The organism is Microbacterium sp. NPDC090014, assembly GCF_044748285.1.
GTDB lineage: Bacteria > Actinomycetota > Actinomycetes > Actinomycetales > Microbacteriaceae > Microbacterium.
Genome location: NZ_JBIVFS010000001.1, coordinates 2579318 through 2594479, shown reverse-complemented (window position 1 = coordinate 2594479; position 15162 = coordinate 2579318). Strand labels below are relative to the sequence as shown.

The following is a 15162-nucleotide window of genomic DNA, read 5'->3' as shown; positions in this document are numbered from 1 at the left end:
CAACTCTCGGGCGAAACCCCAGTGACACGGAACCGTTATCGGACTGTGCACATCGGTACACAGGTCAGCTGACGGCGACGGCCTCTGCGTCGAAACCCTCGACGGGAAGGATGATCCGCTCGCGCGTGCGCTCGATGTCGGGGTCGGGGATCGGGATCGCCGAGAGCAGCGCCTTCGTGTAGGGGTGCTGCGGATCGTCGAACACCTGATCGACGTCTCCGTGCTCGACGAACGAGCCCTTGTACATCACCGCGACCCGGTCGGCGATGTGGCGTACGACGGCGAGGTCGTGCGCCACGAACAGGTAGGACAGCCCGAGCTTGGCCTTCAGCTCGTCGAGCAGGTTGATCACGCCGGCCTGGATCGAGACGTCGAGAGCCGAGACGGGCTCGTCGAGCACCACGATCTTCGGGTTGGTCGACAGCGCTCGTGCGATGCCGATGCGCTGACGCTGACCGCCCGAGAACGCCTGGGGGAACCGGTCGCTGTGCGCCGGGTCGAGACCCACGAGCCCCATGAGCTCCTCGACGCGATCGAACACGTCGTCCTTGCTCATGCCGATCGCGAGCATCGGCTCGGCGATGATGTCCCAGACCGTCATGCGAGGGTCGAGCGCCCCCATCGGGTCCTGGAAGACGATCTGAAGATCACGACGGAGCTTTCGCTCCTCCGCTCGGTTCTTGATGTCAGCGACGCTCGTGCCGCCGATGCGGATGTCGCCGTCCTCCTGGGCGACGAGATCCATGATCTGGAGGAGCGTCGTCGTCTTCCCGCTGCCCGACTCGCCGACGATCGCGAGGGTCTCGCCCTGGCGGATGTCGAAGCTGATCCCCTTGACGGCGTGCACCTCGCCGACCTTGCGCTTGAAGAGCGCACCCTTCATGAGGGGGAAGGTCTTGTTGAGGTTGACCGCCTCGAGGGTGATGGGACGATCCTCGCGGGGCACCTTCGCCAGCCCGCTCTCGGGGATCTCCGGGACGGGGAAGACGGGGAGCCCGCCGATGCGTCCGTCGTCGTCGATGTCGTTCGCGCGGATGCAGGCGACGGAGTGGTCGGAGTGACCCTCGGTGGAGATGGGGAGCAGATCGGGCTCGCGCTGCAGGCAGGCGTCGATCGCGATGGGGCATCGCGCCGCGAACGGGCACGCATCCGGCAGATTGATCAGGAGCGGGGGGTTGCCCTTGATCGGGATCAGCGGCACCTTCTCGGTCTTGTCGACCCGCGGGATGGCACCCAGAAGGCCGATCGAGTACGGCATCCGGGTGCGGTAGAACAGCTCGCGCACCGGGGCCTGCTCGACGGGCTTGCCGGCGTACATCACCAGCACGTCGTCGGCGGTCTTGGCGACCACCCCCATGTCGTGCGTGATGATGATCATCGCGGCGCCGGTCTCCTGCTGCGCCTTCTCCATGAGCTCGAGGATCTGCGCCTGGATGGTGACGTCCAGCGCGGTCGTCGGCTCGTCCGCGATGATGAGCTTGGGATTGTTGGCCATCGCGATCGCGATCACGACACGCTGACGCATGCCGCCGGAGAACTCGTGCGGGAAGGCCTTCATGCGGCGCTCCGCCTCGGGGATCCCGACGAGCTTCAGCAGCTCGACGGAGCGATCCCAGGCGTCCTTCTTCGACAGCCGACGATGCACCGTGAGAGCCTCGATCAGCTGGTCGCCGATCGTGAACACGGGCGTGAGCGAGGTCAGCGGGTCCTGGAAGACCATGGCCATCCCGTTGCCGCGGATCACCGAGAGCTGCTTGTCGGACTTGCCGAGCAGTTCCTGGCCGTCATAGATGATCGACCCGGTGACCTTGGCGTTGTCGTCGAGCAGGCCCATGATCGCGAGCGAGGTGACGGACTTGCCCGAGCCGGATTCGCCGACGATGCCGAGGGTGCGACCCTCTTCGAGGTCGAACGAGACGCCGCGCACGGCATCGACTCGACCGGCTTCCGACGGGAAGCTGACCTTGAGGTCTCGGACGGAAAGGACAGTACTCATGCGCGACCTCCAGCCGCAGAGGTCGGATCCAGGGCGTCGCGCAGACCGTCGGCGATGAGAGCCATCGAGACGGTGAGCAGGGTGAGCGCCGCTGCAGGGAAGTAGAAGAGCCACGGTGCGCTCACCAGAGTGCTGGAGCCGTAGCCGATCAGGGCGCCGAGCGAGACGTCGGGCAGCTTCACACCGAAGCCGAGGAACGAGAGCGCGGTCTCGGTGAGGACGGCCGACACGACGCCGAGCGTGAAGTTGATCACCAGCAGCGACCCGATGTTCGGGAGCATGTGACGCAGGACGATCCGCATCCCCGAGAGCCCGGCGTAGCGAGCGGCATGCACGTACTCGCGCTCGCGGATCGACAGCGACAGGGTCCAGATGATCCGGGCAGGGAAGAACCAGCCGACGACGAAGATCATGACGAGCGAGATCACAAGCCAGTTCCCGCCGGCGTCGTTCGAGATCATCGCGAGGATCAGGAAGTTCGGGACCACCATCATGAAGTGGATGATCGCGAGCATGATCCGCTCGTACCGGCCGCCGAAGTAGGCGGCGGTGGCACCGATGAGTGCCGAGACGACCGTGGTGCCGATGGCAACGAGGGCAGCGATCATCATGGAGCGCTGAAGACCGACGGCGACCTGGGCGAAGTTGTCGTTGCCCGAACCGTTCGTCCCGAACCAGTGCTCGGCCGAGGGAGCCTGGCGCAGCGCGAGGAAGTCGAGGTCGGTGTGCGAGTACGGCGCGATGAGCGGTCCCACGATCGCGAACACCACCAGAAGCGCGAGAATGACGACGCCGATCAAGGCACCGCGGTTGCGCAGGAACCGACGCGTGTACAGCGTCAGCATCGAGGTGCGCTTGCGGTTCTTCGGCTTCTCCGGCTCGGCGATCTCGGGGGACACCCCGATGGCTTCCAGGGACATCAGCTCACCCGCACTCTCGGATCGAGGACGACCACGGCGACGTCAGCGAGGATCGCGCCGATCGCCGTCATCAGGGCGCCGAACGCCGCGACTGCGACCACGCCGTGAATGTCGTTGTTGTTCAGGGTCTGGATGAAGTACCGACCCATTCCGTTCCAGTTGAAGATCGTCTCGGTCAGCACCGCTCCGGTGAAGACCGCGGGGATCGTGAACGCGACCTGCGTCGTGACGGGGATCAGCGACGTCCGCAGCGCGTGCTTGCGGATGGCCTGCTGCTTGGTGAGTCCCTTGGCACGGGCGGTGCGAACGTAATCCGCCTTGATGTTGTCGAGCAGCAGCGAGCGCTGCAGGAAGTGGATGGACGCGTAGCCCGTGAGCACCAGGCCGAGTGTGGGGAGCGTCAGGTGTTGGAGGACGTCTATGAGGACGGGGAAGAATCCCTCGACCCCCTGACTGGAGGATCCGACGACGTAGAAGACGGTCGTGCCGACCGCGTTGTTGAAGTTGATCGCGAGCAGAACCAGAGCGAATCCCGCAACGACCGTGGGGATGTTCATCGTGATGATGCTCGTGCCCTGACCGATGCGGTCGGCCAGTTTGTACTGACGGGATGCCGTGTAGACACCGAGGGCGATGCCCAGGATGGTCGTGATGATCGTCGCCCCGAGCACGAGCTCGGCGCTGATCCAGACCCGGTATGCGACCTGCTCGTTGACGGACTCGCCTGTGGGGCCGACTCCCCAGTCCCAGCGGAAGAGGATGCTGGAGAACCAGGTCCACCATCGTTCGATCAGGGGGACCGATTCGCTGAGGTTGCGAGGCTTCAGCAGCGCATCGATCTGATCGGGCGAAAGCGGAGGTCGACGTCCGACGTAGTTGTTCTCGGGATCGAGATACAGCCACGCGAGGAAGTAGGTGATGTTCGTCGCGATGACGATCATCAGCACCCATCCCAGCAGGCGGCGCAACAGATACTTGATCAAGGTGATGATTCTTTCTCTTTTACAGACGCGCGCGGGATCCGCCGACGCAACGCTGAGCCGGGAAGACAGTCAATCACCATCAGCCGATCTGCGCGACACGACGCCTGCACTTGGTCTGTGACGGAGTCTTATCGCTCACGGGATCCGGTGTCACGGATGGCTCCCGGGCAACCTCGGCAGAATATCACCGGATCGCACGAAGCGGGCATAAGCCTCACCTCACCGTAGAATCGTCAGGACATGTCACCACGCGCTCTCACTCCGCTTCAGCCTGCCGCGACGCCTTCGGCGCAGATCCGCAACTTCTGCATCATCGCGCACATCGACCACGGCAAGTCGACCCTCGCCGACCGCATGCTCCAGATCACCGGCGTGGTCTCGGATCGCGACATGCGCGCGCAGTACCTCGACCGCATGGACATCGAGCGTGAGCGCGGCATCACCATCAAGAGCCAGGCCGTGCGGATGCCGTGGGAGATCGACGGCGAGACCTTCGCGCTCAACATGATCGACACCCCGGGGCACGTCGACTTCACCTACGAGGTGTCCCGGTCTCTCGCCGCCTGCGAGGGCGCGATCCTGCTCGTCGATGCCGCCCAGGGCATCGAGGCCCAGACTCTGGCGAACCTCTACCTCGCGCTCGAGAACGACCTGCACATCATCCCGGTGCTGAACAAGATCGACCTGCCGGCGGCCGACCCCGACAAGTACGCCAAGGAGCTGGCATCGCTCATCGGCGGCAAGCCCGAGGACGTGCTCCGTGTCTCGGGCAAGACCGGTGTCGGCGTCGAGGAGCTGCTCGACCGACTGGTCAAGGAGATCCCCGCACCCGTCGGAGACGCCGATGCTCCGGCCCGCGCCATGATCTTCGACTCCGTCTACGACGCCTACCGCGGGGTCGTCACCTACGTCCGCATGGTGGACGGCAGCCTGTCGCCCCGCGAGCGCATTCAGATGATGTCGACGGGTGCCAACCACGAAGCGCTCGAGGTAGGCGTGTCGAGCCCCGAACCGGTGCCGTCCAAGGGGCTCGGCGTCGGCGAGGTCGGCTACCTCATCACCGGTGTGAAGGACGTCCGTCTGTCGAAGGTCGGTGACACGATCACGACGGCACGCAGGCCCTCGACCCAGGCTCTGCCGGGCTACACCGACCCGAAACCCATGGTCTTCTCTGGCATCTACCCGATCGACGGCAGCGACTACGCGGAGCTCCGGGAGGCGCTCGACAAGCTCAAGCTCTCCGACGCCTCGCTGCAGTACGAGCCTGAGACCTCCGTCGCCCTCGGTTTCGGCTTCCGCTGCGGGTTCCTTGGACTCCTGCATCTCGAGATCATCACCGAGCGTCTCGAGCGAGAATTCGGCCTCGACCTCATCACCACCGCACCCAGCGTGATCTACGAGGTGCTCACGAGCGACACGGGCGAGACCGTGACGGTGACGAACCCGAGCGAGTACCCCGACGGTCGCATCGGCTCGGTGTCGGAGCCGATGGTGAAGACCGCGATCCTGCTGCCCAAGGACTACGTGGGCACGGTCATGGAGCTCTGCCAGTCGCGTCGCGGAGCACTGCTGGGCATGGAGTACTTCTCCGAGGAGCGCGTGGAGCTCCGCTACATGATGCCGCTCGGCGAGATCGTGTTCGACTTCTTCGACCAGCTCAAGTCCAAGACCCAGGGCTATGCCTCGCTCGACTACGAACCCGCCGGACAGCAGGAGGCGGACCTGGTCAAGGTCGACATCCTGCTGCAGGGTGACAAGGTCGACGCGTTCAGCTCGATCGTGCACCGCGACAAGGCCTACGCCTACGGCACGCTGATGACGGAGCGACTGCGCAAGCTGATCCCTCGCCAGAACTTCGAGGTGCCGATCCAGGCCGCCATCGGCGCCAGGATCATCGCCCGCGAGACGATCAGGGCGCTGCGCAAGGACGTGCTCGCCAAATGCTACGGCGGTGACATCAGCCGCAAGCGCAAGCTCCTCGAGAAGCAGAAAGAGGGCAAGAAGCGCATGAAGATGGTCGGTCGTGTCGAGGTGCCGCAGGAGGCGTTCATCGCAGCGCTCTCCGGCGACGTCGAGGGCAAGGACAAGAAGTAGGACCTTCGGGCCGGGCTGTTCCCGGCGTGGAGGGTGATCGTCCAGGGAACGGGAAGTAGGCTGGAACGCATGCGGCGCGGGACTTTCCGAGACGACACGGTTGACTATGCGGCCGTGGGTGCGACCCACGCGCCCGATCTGATGCAGTACCCGCCGGAGCGCAGCATCCCGGCGGAGAACTCCTGGCGGATCGGCAGCGGTCATGACCGCTTCCAGTCCGCGGGCGAAGCGCTGCTGACCTGGACCGCGCAGCGCGCGGCGGGCCTCAGCATCGAGGATGTGCGTCCCGCGCCCGGCCCCGCCTACGCCGGTGTCAGCTTCGACGCCGAGGGCACTCCGATCGCACCGAGCAAGAACGACGTCGAACAGCGCTTCGACGCGGAAGGCACACCGTTCGCCGGCCCGGGCATGACGCTGCGCCTGCATGGGCGGGTTGCCGGCATGCGGGCGGATGCGGAGTTGCGCGTGATCTCCGTGACCGAGGAGAAGCGCCGGATCGGATTCGTGCTGGGCACGGTCGGAGGCTCGGTGGTCCGCGGTGAGGAGTCCTTCGACATCGACTGGCGCGAGGACAACGACGAGGTGTGGTTCTCCGTCCGTGCCTTCGACGCGCCGAACTCCCTGCTCTACCGCGTCGTCCCGCCGCTGGTGAAGCGCCGTCGCCGCGAGTTGTTCGCACGCTATCTGCGAGCGATCTCGCCGCTGTACGCGACTCCGGTCTGATGGTCGCACCTCTCTGATGGCCGGTCCGCTCCCACTCGGCGATCCGGCACCGGCAGACGGACATCTGCCCTCCGATCTGCCGATCGATTCCTCCGTGCCCTTCTCCGCATACCTGCACGTCCCCTTCTGCCGGGTGCGGTGCGGCTACTGCGACTTCAACACCTACACCTCGGGAGAGCTCCGCGGCGCGAAGCAGGAGGACTACGCCTCGACGCTCATCACCGAGATCGACCTCGCGCGGCGTGTGCTCGCGGATGCCGGTGCGCTGCGCCCGATGGACACCGTGTTCTTCGGCGGCGGCACGCCGACGCTGCTGCCGCCGGGCGACCTGGCGCGGATGCTCGGGGCGGCGACCGATGCGTTCGGCCTCGTCGACGGCGCCGAGGTCACGGTCGAGGCGAACCCCGACACGGTGACACCCGAGGTCGCGCGGACCCTCGCGGATGCCGGCGTCACGCGGCTGTCGATCGGCATGCAGTCGGCAGTGCCGCATGTGCTCGCCGCTCTCGACCGCACTCATCGCCCCGAGAATGTGACGACAGCGGTCGCCGCGGCGAAGGACGCTGGCCTCGCCGTGAGCGTGGACCTCATCTACGGCGCCCCCGGTGAGTCGATCGGTGATTGGGAGGCGTCGCTCGATGTGGCGCTCGCACTCGAGTCGGACCACATCTCGGCGTACGCGCTGATCATCGAGGACGGCACGAAGCTCGCGCGGCAGATCCGCCGAGGCGAGGTGCCGGCGCCGGACGATGACCTGCAGGCCGACATGTACGAGCTCGCCGATGCGCGTCTCGCAGCGGCGGGCTTCGACTGGTACGAGATCAGCAACTGGTCGCGCTCGCCCGAGCAGCGTTCGCGGCACAATCTCGCCTACTGGCGGGGGAGCGACTGGTGGGGGTTCGGTCCCGGCGCGCACAGTCACGTCGCCGGCCTGCGGTGGTGGAACGTCAAGCATCCGGCCGCGTATGCACAGCGGCTCGCCGCAGCGGAGTCTCCCGCCGCCGGCACGGAGCGGCCGGACGAGCAGTCGGCGACGCTCGAGCGCATCCTGCTGCTGAGTCGCATCCGCGAGGGCATCGCCGTCAGCGACCTCGCCGCGGACAAGAGGACACGCGTCGCGGGTCTGATCGCGGATGGGCTCGTCGACCCGGCCGCTGCCGTTCGCGGACGCGTGCAGCTCACACTGCGGGGGCGCCTGCTCGCCGATGCCGTCGTGCGTGAGCTCACCGACTGATCGGCGACCGCTGAGTCCGGACATCGTGCCGGATCAGCACGTGGTCGGCGTCGGCGGGTAGAATTGGCACTCGTAGCCAGTGAGTGCCAAGAGGGAGGGAGTTGCGATGGTCAGCGAAAGAGGCCTCCAGGTTCTCCGCGCGATCGTGCAGGACTACGTCGAGACGCATGAACCCGTCGGCAGCCGATCGATCGTAGACCGATACTCCTTCGGCGTGTCCGCGGCGACGATCCGCAACGACATGGCACTGCTCGAAGACGAAGAGCTGATCGCCGCCCCGCACACCTCCTCCGGTCGCGTTCCCACCGACAAGGGCTACCGCGTGTTCGTGGATCATCTCGCCCAGCTGCGGCCGCTGTCGGTCGCGCAGCGCACGGCCATCGAGTCCTTCCTCACCGCTCCATCCGACCTCGACGACCTGATGGTGCGCACGGTCCGAGTGCTGACGCAGCTCACGGGGCAGGTCGCGCTGGCGCAGTACCCGTCATTCGCGCGCGCGCATCTGACGCATCTCGAACTCGTGGCGCTGGCGCCGAATCGTCTGCTCATCGTGCTCGTCACCGACGCGGGCGGCGTCTCGCAGCGCATCGCCCCGCTGCCCGTCGACGTCGACGACGCCGACATGGCGCTGCTGCGTGCTCGTCTCTCCGCCCTGATCACGGGCCGGGCGGTGAGCGACGCCGCTGAGCGGCTGCAGGCGCTTCTCGCGGACGACGCGCACAGTCATGACGTCGTACTGCGCGCTCTCGCGACGATCGTCATCGACGAGCTCGGCGCCTTCCGTCAGGAGCGCCTGGTGATGGCCGGAGCAGCGACTCTGGCTCGACGCGAGCAGGACTTCCGCGGCAGCATCCACCCTCTGCTCGAGGCGATCGAGGAACAGGTGACGCTGCTGCGGCTGATGAGCGAGATGGAGGCGGACTCCCACGGTCTCGCCGCCAGCATCGGCACCGAGAACGCGTCCTTCGGCCTCGGCGAGGCATCGATCGTGGCCAGCAACTACGCCGCCCCCAGCGGCACGGCGCGAGTCGGCGTGATGGGGCCGACGCGCATGGACTATCCGAGCAATCTCGCGGCGGCGCGGGCCGTGGCCCGCTATCTGTCTCGGATGCTCGACGAAGACGAGGCGGCCCGCTGACGCGGCCGCCCAGAGAACAGCACACGCAGAAGGGCCATTGTGGCAGACCACTACGAGGTACTCGGCGTCTCTCGTGACGCCTCCACCGACGAGATCAAGAAGGCGTACCGACGCCTCGCTCGTCAGCTCCACCCCGATGTGAATCCGGGTGAGGACGCGGCCGAGCAGTTCAAGCTCGTCACGCATGCATACGACGTCCTGAGCGACGACGATTCCCGTCGCCGCTACGACATGGGCGGCGGAGACGGCGCCGCCGGCAACTTCCAGGGATTCGGCGGCTTCGGGGACATCTTCGAGACCTTCTTCGGCGCGGGCCAAGGCGGTGGCAGGGGCGCGCGTCCGCGGTCACGCCGCGAACGGGGACAGGACGCCCTCGTCCGGGTGACCCTCGATCTCGGCGACGTCGTCTTCGGTGCGCACCGCGACATCGAGGTCGACACGGCCGTGCTGTGCGAGACGTGCAACGGCTCGTGCTGCCAGGAGGGCACGTCGCCCGTTACCTGTGACATCTGCGGCGGCTCCGGACACGTTCAGCGTCAGGTGCGGAGCCTGCTCGGCAACGTCGTGACCTCTCAGCCCTGCGGCACCTGCGAGGGCTACGGCACGACGATCCCGTATCCGTGCGGCACCTGCGGCGGCCAGGGGCGGGTGCGCTCGCGTCGCACCGTGTCGCTCGACATTCCCGCCGGCGTCGAGACCGGGCTGCGCCTGCAGCTGCCGGGCTCTGGCGAGGTCGGCAAGGCGGGTGGCCCGAACGGCGACCTGTACGTCGAGGTCACCGTGAACCCGCACCCGTCTTTCAGCCGCGACGGCGACGACCTGCTGGCGACGCTCGAGGTGTCGATGCCGGATGCGATCCTCGGCACCGAGACCACGATCCAGGGTCTCGACGGCGAGGTCGATCTCGAGATCCGCTCGGGCGTCCAGTCCGGCGACGTGCTGACGATCAAGGGCCGCGGCATCACGCCGCTGCGGGGCAACCTGCGCGGCGACCTCCGCGTCGGCGTGCAGGTGGTCACTCCGACCCGGCTCGACTCCGCGCAGCGCGCGCTCATCGAGGACTTCGCGAAGAAGACCAAGGCACCGGGCCCGCAGCTGGCGCAGTTCCAGCAGGGGCTGTTCTCGAAGCTCCGCGACCGCTTCCGTTCGCACTGATCCGGACGGCGCTCATGGCACTCCACTTCCTCGTCGAGAACTCCTCCGATGCAGCGGTCGGCGACCTCGTGTCGCTCACCGGCGCCGAGGCGAAGCACGCCGCCGTCGTCCGACGGCTCCGCGTCGGCGAGGCGGTGACGGTCGGCGACGGCTCGGGGGTGTGGCTGACCGGCGTCGCCGAAGAGGTCTCTCCGTCCCGCGTCGACGTGCGCGTGGCCGAGCGATCGGTCGACCCCGCGCCCAGCCCTCGCATCGTGCTCGTGCAGGCTCTCGCGAAGGGCGATCGCGACGAGCTCGCCGTGCAGGCGGCATGCGAGCTCGGCGTCGATGAGATCGTGCCGTGGCAGGCGAGCCGAAGCGTGTCCCGATGGGATGGTCCCAAGGCCCTCAAGGGGCGCGAGCGGTGGGCGACGATCGTCCGCGAGGCGGCGAAGCAGGCTCACCGGGCGTGGGTCCCGGAGGTGGCGCCTCCGGCGTCGACCGCCGACCTCGCGAGACGCGCCGCATCTCAGCGGGTGCTGCTTCTCGACCCGACCGCCCCCGTGCGGTTGTCCGAGCTCGAGCCGGACGGCAGGGACATCGTCCTCGTCGTCGGGCCCGAGGGCGGTATCTCCGACGACGAGCTCTCGAAGCTGTCGGATGCCGGCGCCGAGCGTGTGCTGCTCGGAGACACCGTGCTGCGCACGTCCACGGCGGGCCCGGCTGCGATCGCCGTGCTGTCGGTCGCACTCAGCCGCTGGTGATCAGGCTACGGACCCGGCAGTGCTGCGGTCAGTAGACTGGGAGCATGTCCGAGCCCTCGATCTTCACGCGCATCCTCAACGGCGACATCCCGGGTGAGATCCTGCTCGACACCGGCCGCGTGTTCGCGATCCGGGACATCAACCCGCAGGCACCGCTGCACGCGCTCGTGATCCCCAAGACCGAGGACTACCGCGACGTCACGGAGCTCGCCGAGGGCGACCCCGGTCTGCTCGCGGAGATCGTCGCGGCTGCGAAGCAGCTCGCCTCCGAGCATGCGAACGGCGAATACCGCCTCATCTTCAACAACGGCGCCAGCGCCGCCCAGTCCGTCTTCCACGTGCACGCCCATGTGCTCGGCAACATCGAGGAGAGCAAGCTCGTTGGCTTCTGACGAAAACGACCTGACCGCATCCGACACCGCCGTCGAGAAGATCTACGCCGACGGCGTCGCCATGGTGCAGCTCCTCGGTCCGCAGGATCGACTGCTCCGGATGCTCGAGAAGGAGCACCGCGACGTCCAGGTGCTCGTGCGCGGCAACGAGATCACGCTCACCGGCGCGCCGGAGGCAGTCGCGAAGGCGAAGACCCTGGTCGACGAGCTGATGACCATGACCAAGGCAGGCCACGACCTCGCCCCGAGCGACGTGACGAGCTCGGCCCGCCTGCTGCGCAACGACGGTGGCCCTCGCCCGAGCGAGGTACTCGGAGAGGCGATCCTGTCGACCAGGGGCAAGGTCATCCGTCCCAAGACGCTGGGGCAGAAGGAGTACGTCGACGCGATCGAGGAGAACACGATCGTCTTCGGCATCGGCCCGGCCGGTACCGGAAAGACCTACCTCGCGATGGCCAAGGCCGTCCAGGCCCTGCAGCGCAAAGAGGTCACCCGCATCATCCTCACCCGCCCCGCGGTCGAGGCCGGAGAGCGGCTCGGATTCCTGCCCGGCACGCTCACCGACAAGATCGACCCGTACCTCCGCCCGCTCTATGACGCGCTGAACGAGATGATGGACCCCGAGATCGTCCCTCGTCTGATGGCGACGGGCACGATCGAGGTCGCCCCTCTCGCCTACATGCGCGGCCGCACGCTCAACGACTCGTTCGTGGTGCTCGACGAAGCGCAGAACACGACTCCCGAGCAGATGAAGATGTTCCTCACGCGTCTCGGCTTCGGGTCGAAGATGGTCGTCACCGGTGACATCACCCAGGTCGATCTCCCGCAGGGATCCTCGGGACTCCGGCTCGTCACCCGCGTGCTCGACGGCATCGACGACATCCATTTCGCGCGGCTCACGAGCGACGACGTGGTGCGTCACTCGCTGGTCGGACGGATCGTCGACGCCTACAGCGAGTATGACGAGCGGCGCACCGCCCAGCGCTACGAGCGCGAGCAGGCGGCGGAGTTCGCCAACCGTGCCGACCGGCGGGGCGCACAGCGACCAGGACCCCGAGACCGGATGCCGAAACGAGGCCTCTCCTGATGAAACGAGCACAGCCATGATCGAGATCAACAACGAGTCGGCCATCGACGTCGACGAGACCGTGCTGCAGCGCCTGACAGACTTCAACCTCGCGCAGATGCATGTCAGCCCGGACGCCGAGGTCGCGATCGTGCTCGTCGACGAGGCTGCCATGGAGGCCCTCCACGTGCAGTGGATGGATGAGCCCGGTCCGACCGACGTGCTCAGCTTCCCGATGGACGAGCTGCGCCCGGGCACCGAGGATCGCCCCACGGCCCCGGGGCTGCTGGGAGACATCGTGCTGTGTCCTCAGGTCGCCGAGGCTCAGGCCCAGGCCGCCGGCCACACCCTGATGGACGAGCTGATCCTGCTCACCACCCACGGTCTGCTGCACCTCCTCGGCTTCGATCACGCCGAGCCCGACGAGGAGCGCGAGATGTTCGGACTGCAGAAGGAGCTCATCCAGGGCTTCGCCGCGGCTGAACGTCGACGATGACCGCGGCCCTCCTGCTCGCAGGCGCTGTCCTGCTCGTCGCCTTCGGCGGCCTGATGGCGGCGATCGACGCCGCCTTCGGCGTCACGTCCCGGTCGGACATCGAGGAGATGGGCGCGGAGGGGCGCAACGGCCCCCAGCTGGTGCGCATCGCCGCCGACCCTGACGCACACGTCAACGCCGTCGCATTCATCCGCGTGCTCGCCGAGACGGCGGCCGCGGTGCTCGTCACGGTGGCGTTCAGCATCCTGTTCGACAACATCTGGTGGGCGATGCTGGCCGCAGCGCTGCTCATGACGGGTATCAGCTTCGTGCTGGTGGGGGCGAGCCCTCGATCCTTCGGGCGGCACCACGCCGAGGGCATGCTCCGGGCCAACGCACGCATCGTCCGCGGGCTGCGCATCATCCTGGGGCCACTCGCTCACGGACTCGTGGTGCTCGGCAACCGGGTGACCCCCGGGCGGGGACGCAGCTCGTTCACGTCCGAGGAGCAGCTGCTGAGCATGGTCGACGAGGCCGCCTCGAACGATCTGATCGAGGCTGACGACCGCGACCTCATCCACTCCGTATTCGACTTCACCGACCAGTTCGTGCGTGCGGTGATGGTGCCGCGCACCGAGATGGTGACGGTCGATGCGACGGCGACCACGAGCGAGGCGATGACGCTGTTCCTGCAGCGGGGCGTCTCCCGAATGCCTGTGGTCGACGACGACGCCGATGACGTGGTCGGAGTGCTCTATCTGAAGGACCTGGTGCTGTTCGCCTTCCGCGACGAGAACGCCTGGCGAACCGCATCCATCCGTCCGATCTCGCGACCCGCGACCTTCGTGCCGGAGTCCATGCGCGCCGAGACCCTCCTGCAGCAGATGAAGCGGGATGCCGTGCACGTGTGCCTCGTGATCGACGAGCACGGCGGCATCTCGGGGCTCGTGACCCTGGAGGACCTCATCGAGGAACTCGTGGGCGAGATCTCCGACGAGTACGATCAGGTATCGGCAGAGGTCGTCGAACTCGGCGACGGACGCTATCGCGTGAGCTCCCGACTCTCACTGGAGGACGTCGGCGATCTGTTCGGCCTCGAGCTCGAGGACGAGGACGTCGATTCCATCGGCGGTCTGCTGGGCAAGGCACTCGGACAGGTCCCGCAACCGGGATCCACAGCGACGGTCGAGGGATTGACCCTCACCGGCGGCGCGTCTCGAGGACGAGGGCGCGGGATCGCGACCGTCTTCGTGGAACGAGCGGCAGACGACGCGGGTCATGCCGCAGATGAGAGAGACGGAAACGATGACTGAGCAGACGCGGAGCGGGTTCGTGACCTTCGTGGGACGACCGAACGTCGGGAAGTCCACTCTCACGAATGCGCTGGTGGGCGAGAAGATCGCGATCACCAGTGAGAAGCCGCAGACGACGCGGCGGGCGATCCGCGGGATCGTGAACCGTCCGCAGGGGCAGCTCGTCATCGTCGACACCCCCGGCATCCACAAGCCCCGTACGCTCCTCGGCGAGCGCCTGAACGACCTCGTCGAACAGGTGCTCGGCGACGTCGATGTGATCGGCTTCTGCGTGCCGGCGACCGAGAAGGTCGGCCCCGGCGACCGCCGCATCGCGACGTCTCTCGACGGGTACCGTCGTGCCAAGAAGATCGCCATCGTCACGAAGACGGACGCGGCCAGTCGCGACCAGATCACCGAGCGACTGATGGAGGTCGACGCGCTGCGCGAGGACTGGGACGCGGTGATCCCGATCTCCGCGCTCACGAACGACCAGCTGGAGGTGCTCGCCGACGAGGTGCTCGCACTGATGCCCGAGGGGCCGGCTCTGTACGGCGAGGGTGTCACGACCGACGAGTCGGAGGAGGACCGGATCGCCGAGATGATCCGCGAGGCCGCGCTCGACGGGGTCCGCGACGAGCTTCCCCACTCGATCGCGGTCGTGATCGACGACATCGCCCCGCGTGAGGGAACCGACCTGACCGATGTGCACGCATCCATCGTGGTGGAGCGTGACAGCCAGAAGGCGATCATCATCGGCCACAAGGGCAAGCGTCTGGCCGATGTCGGACGCCGGGCCCGTGTCGGGATCGAAGAGCTTCTCGGCACGAGGGTGTTCCTGGGCCTCCATGTGAAGGTCGCGAAGGAATGGCAGCGCGACCCGAAGCAGCTCGGCCGCCTCGGCTTCTGACCCTCGACACGAGAGGCGGCGAGGATCCGGCGCTCCAGCGG

Annotated in this window: 14 protein-coding genes; 11 read left to right on the top strand and 3 right to left on the bottom strand. The window is 67.2% G+C overall.

The window, feature by feature from the left end:
• Positions 1-64 precede the first annotated feature (64 nt).
• The 3 genes from ACIPV5_RS12430 to ACIPV5_RS12420 are packed head-to-tail and all read right to left on the bottom strand — an operon-like array spanning position 65 to position 3899.
• Positions 65-1996: an ABC transporter ATP-binding protein gene (locus ACIPV5_RS12430; RefSeq protein ID WP_320488585.1), complete on the bottom strand. Its 1932-nt coding sequence runs from the start codon at positions 1994-1996 to the stop codon at positions 65-67.
• Positions 1993-2916: an ABC transporter permease gene (locus ACIPV5_RS12425; RefSeq protein ID WP_053096534.1), complete on the bottom strand. Its 924-nt coding sequence runs from the start codon at positions 2914-2916 to the stop codon at positions 1993-1995. Before ACIPV5_RS12425 ends, ACIPV5_RS12430 begins: the two co-directional genes overlap by 4 nt.
• On the bottom strand, positions 2916-3899 hold the full coding sequence (locus tag ACIPV5_RS12420; protein ID WP_053096532.1) for an ABC transporter permease: 984 nt from the start codon (positions 3897-3899) through the stop codon (positions 2916-2918). Before ACIPV5_RS12420 ends, ACIPV5_RS12425 begins: the two co-directional genes overlap by 1 nt.
• A 240-nt stretch (positions 3900-4139) precedes the next feature.
• Here ACIPV5_RS12420 and lepA point away from each other — a divergent pair, with 240 nt between their 5' ends.
• From lepA to era, 11 genes are all read left to right on the top strand, one after another.
• Positions 4140-5993, top strand: a complete 1854-nt coding sequence (gene lepA / locus ACIPV5_RS12415; RefSeq protein ID WP_053096530.1) for a translation elongation factor 4 — start codon at positions 4140-4142, stop codon at positions 5991-5993.
• Between the two features lie 69 nt (positions 5994-6062).
• Positions 6063-6716 carry a DUF1990 family protein gene (locus ACIPV5_RS12410; RefSeq protein WP_053096528.1) on the top strand — a complete coding sequence of 218 codons (654 nt, stop codon included), beginning with the start codon at positions 6063-6065 and terminating at the stop codon, positions 6714-6716.
• 16 nt (positions 6717-6732) lie between these two features.
• On the top strand, positions 6733-7950 hold the full coding sequence (gene hemW / locus ACIPV5_RS12405; protein WP_400341123.1) for a radical SAM family heme chaperone HemW: 1218 nt from the start codon (positions 6733-6735) through the stop codon (positions 7948-7950).
• Between the two features lie 106 nt (positions 7951-8056).
• Positions 8057-9088 (top strand): heat-inducible transcriptional repressor HrcA, encoded by a 1032-nt coding sequence (gene hrcA / locus ACIPV5_RS12400; protein ID WP_053096524.1) that lies wholly within the window; start codon positions 8057-8059, stop codon positions 9086-9088.
• 39 nt (positions 9089-9127) lie between these two features.
• Entirely contained in the window at positions 9128-10243 is a 1116-nt protein-coding gene (gene dnaJ, locus ACIPV5_RS12395; RefSeq protein ID WP_400341122.1) for a molecular chaperone DnaJ, read from the top strand.
• Positions 10244-10257: 14 nt separating this feature from the next.
• Entirely contained in the window at positions 10258-10986 is a 729-nt protein-coding gene (locus ACIPV5_RS12390) for a 16S rRNA (uracil(1498)-N(3))-methyltransferase (protein WP_320488577.1), read from the top strand.
• A gap of 44 nt (positions 10987-11030) precedes the next feature.
• A complete protein-coding gene (locus ACIPV5_RS12385) occupies positions 11031-11378 on the top strand; it encodes an HIT domain-containing protein (protein WP_053096519.1) in 348 nt (115 codons plus the stop codon).
• A 61-nt stretch (positions 11379-11439) separates the two neighbouring features.
• The gene (locus ACIPV5_RS12380; RefSeq protein ID WP_230100781.1) at positions 11440-12465 is read left to right on the top strand and encodes a PhoH family protein; all 1026 of its coding nucleotides are present in this window, start codon (positions 11440-11442) and stop codon (positions 12463-12465) included.
• 16 nt (positions 12466-12481) lie between these two features.
• Positions 12482-12940 (top strand): rRNA maturation RNase YbeY, encoded by a 459-nt coding sequence (gene ybeY, locus ACIPV5_RS12375; RefSeq protein ID WP_053096515.1) that lies wholly within the window; start codon positions 12482-12484, stop codon positions 12938-12940.
• The gene (locus ACIPV5_RS12370) at positions 12937-14232 is read left to right on the top strand and encodes a hemolysin family protein (protein ID WP_053096513.1); all 1296 of its coding nucleotides are present in this window, start codon (positions 12937-12939) and stop codon (positions 14230-14232) included. Before ybeY ends, ACIPV5_RS12370 begins: the two co-directional genes overlap by 4 nt.
• Entirely contained in the window at positions 14225-15121 is an 897-nt protein-coding gene (era, locus tag ACIPV5_RS12365) for a GTPase Era (protein ID WP_053096511.1), read from the top strand. Before ACIPV5_RS12370 ends, era begins: the two co-directional genes overlap by 8 nt.
• Positions 15122-15162: the final 41 nt, after the last annotated feature.

Coding starts and splice junctions, on each gene's coding strand:
- ACIPV5_RS12410 (WP_053096528.1), top strand. CDS start 6,063: ATGCGGCGCGGGACTTTCCGAGACGACACGGTTGACTATGCGGCCGTG.
- hemW (WP_400341123.1), top strand. CDS start 6,733: ATGGCCGGTCCGCTCCCACTCGGCGATCCGGCACCGGCAGACGGACAT.
- ACIPV5_RS12430 (WP_320488585.1), bottom strand. CDS start 1,996: ATGAGTACTGTCCTTTCCGTCCGAGACCTCAAGGTCAGCTTCCCGTCG.
- era (WP_053096511.1), top strand. CDS start 14,225: ATGACTGAGCAGACGCGGAGCGGGTTCGTGACCTTCGTGGGACGACCG.
- ACIPV5_RS12370 (WP_053096513.1), top strand. CDS start 12,937: ATGACCGCGGCCCTCCTGCTCGCAGGCGCTGTCCTGCTCGTCGCCTTC.
- ACIPV5_RS12380 (WP_230100781.1), top strand. CDS start 11,440: ATGGTGCAGCTCCTCGGTCCGCAGGATCGACTGCTCCGGATGCTCGAG.
- ACIPV5_RS12425 (WP_053096534.1), bottom strand. CDS start 2,916: ATGTCCCTGGAAGCCATCGGGGTGTCCCCCGAGATCGCCGAGCCGGAG.
- ACIPV5_RS12385 (WP_053096519.1), top strand. CDS start 11,031: ATGTCCGAGCCCTCGATCTTCACGCGCATCCTCAACGGCGACATCCCG.
- hrcA (WP_053096524.1), top strand. CDS start 8,057: ATGGTCAGCGAAAGAGGCCTCCAGGTTCTCCGCGCGATCGTGCAGGAC.
- ACIPV5_RS12390 (WP_320488577.1), top strand. CDS start 10,258: ATGGCACTCCACTTCCTCGTCGAGAACTCCTCCGATGCAGCGGTCGGC.
- ybeY (WP_053096515.1), top strand. CDS start 12,482: ATGATCGAGATCAACAACGAGTCGGCCATCGACGTCGACGAGACCGTG.
- lepA (WP_053096530.1), top strand. CDS start 4,140: ATGTCACCACGCGCTCTCACTCCGCTTCAGCCTGCCGCGACGCCTTCG.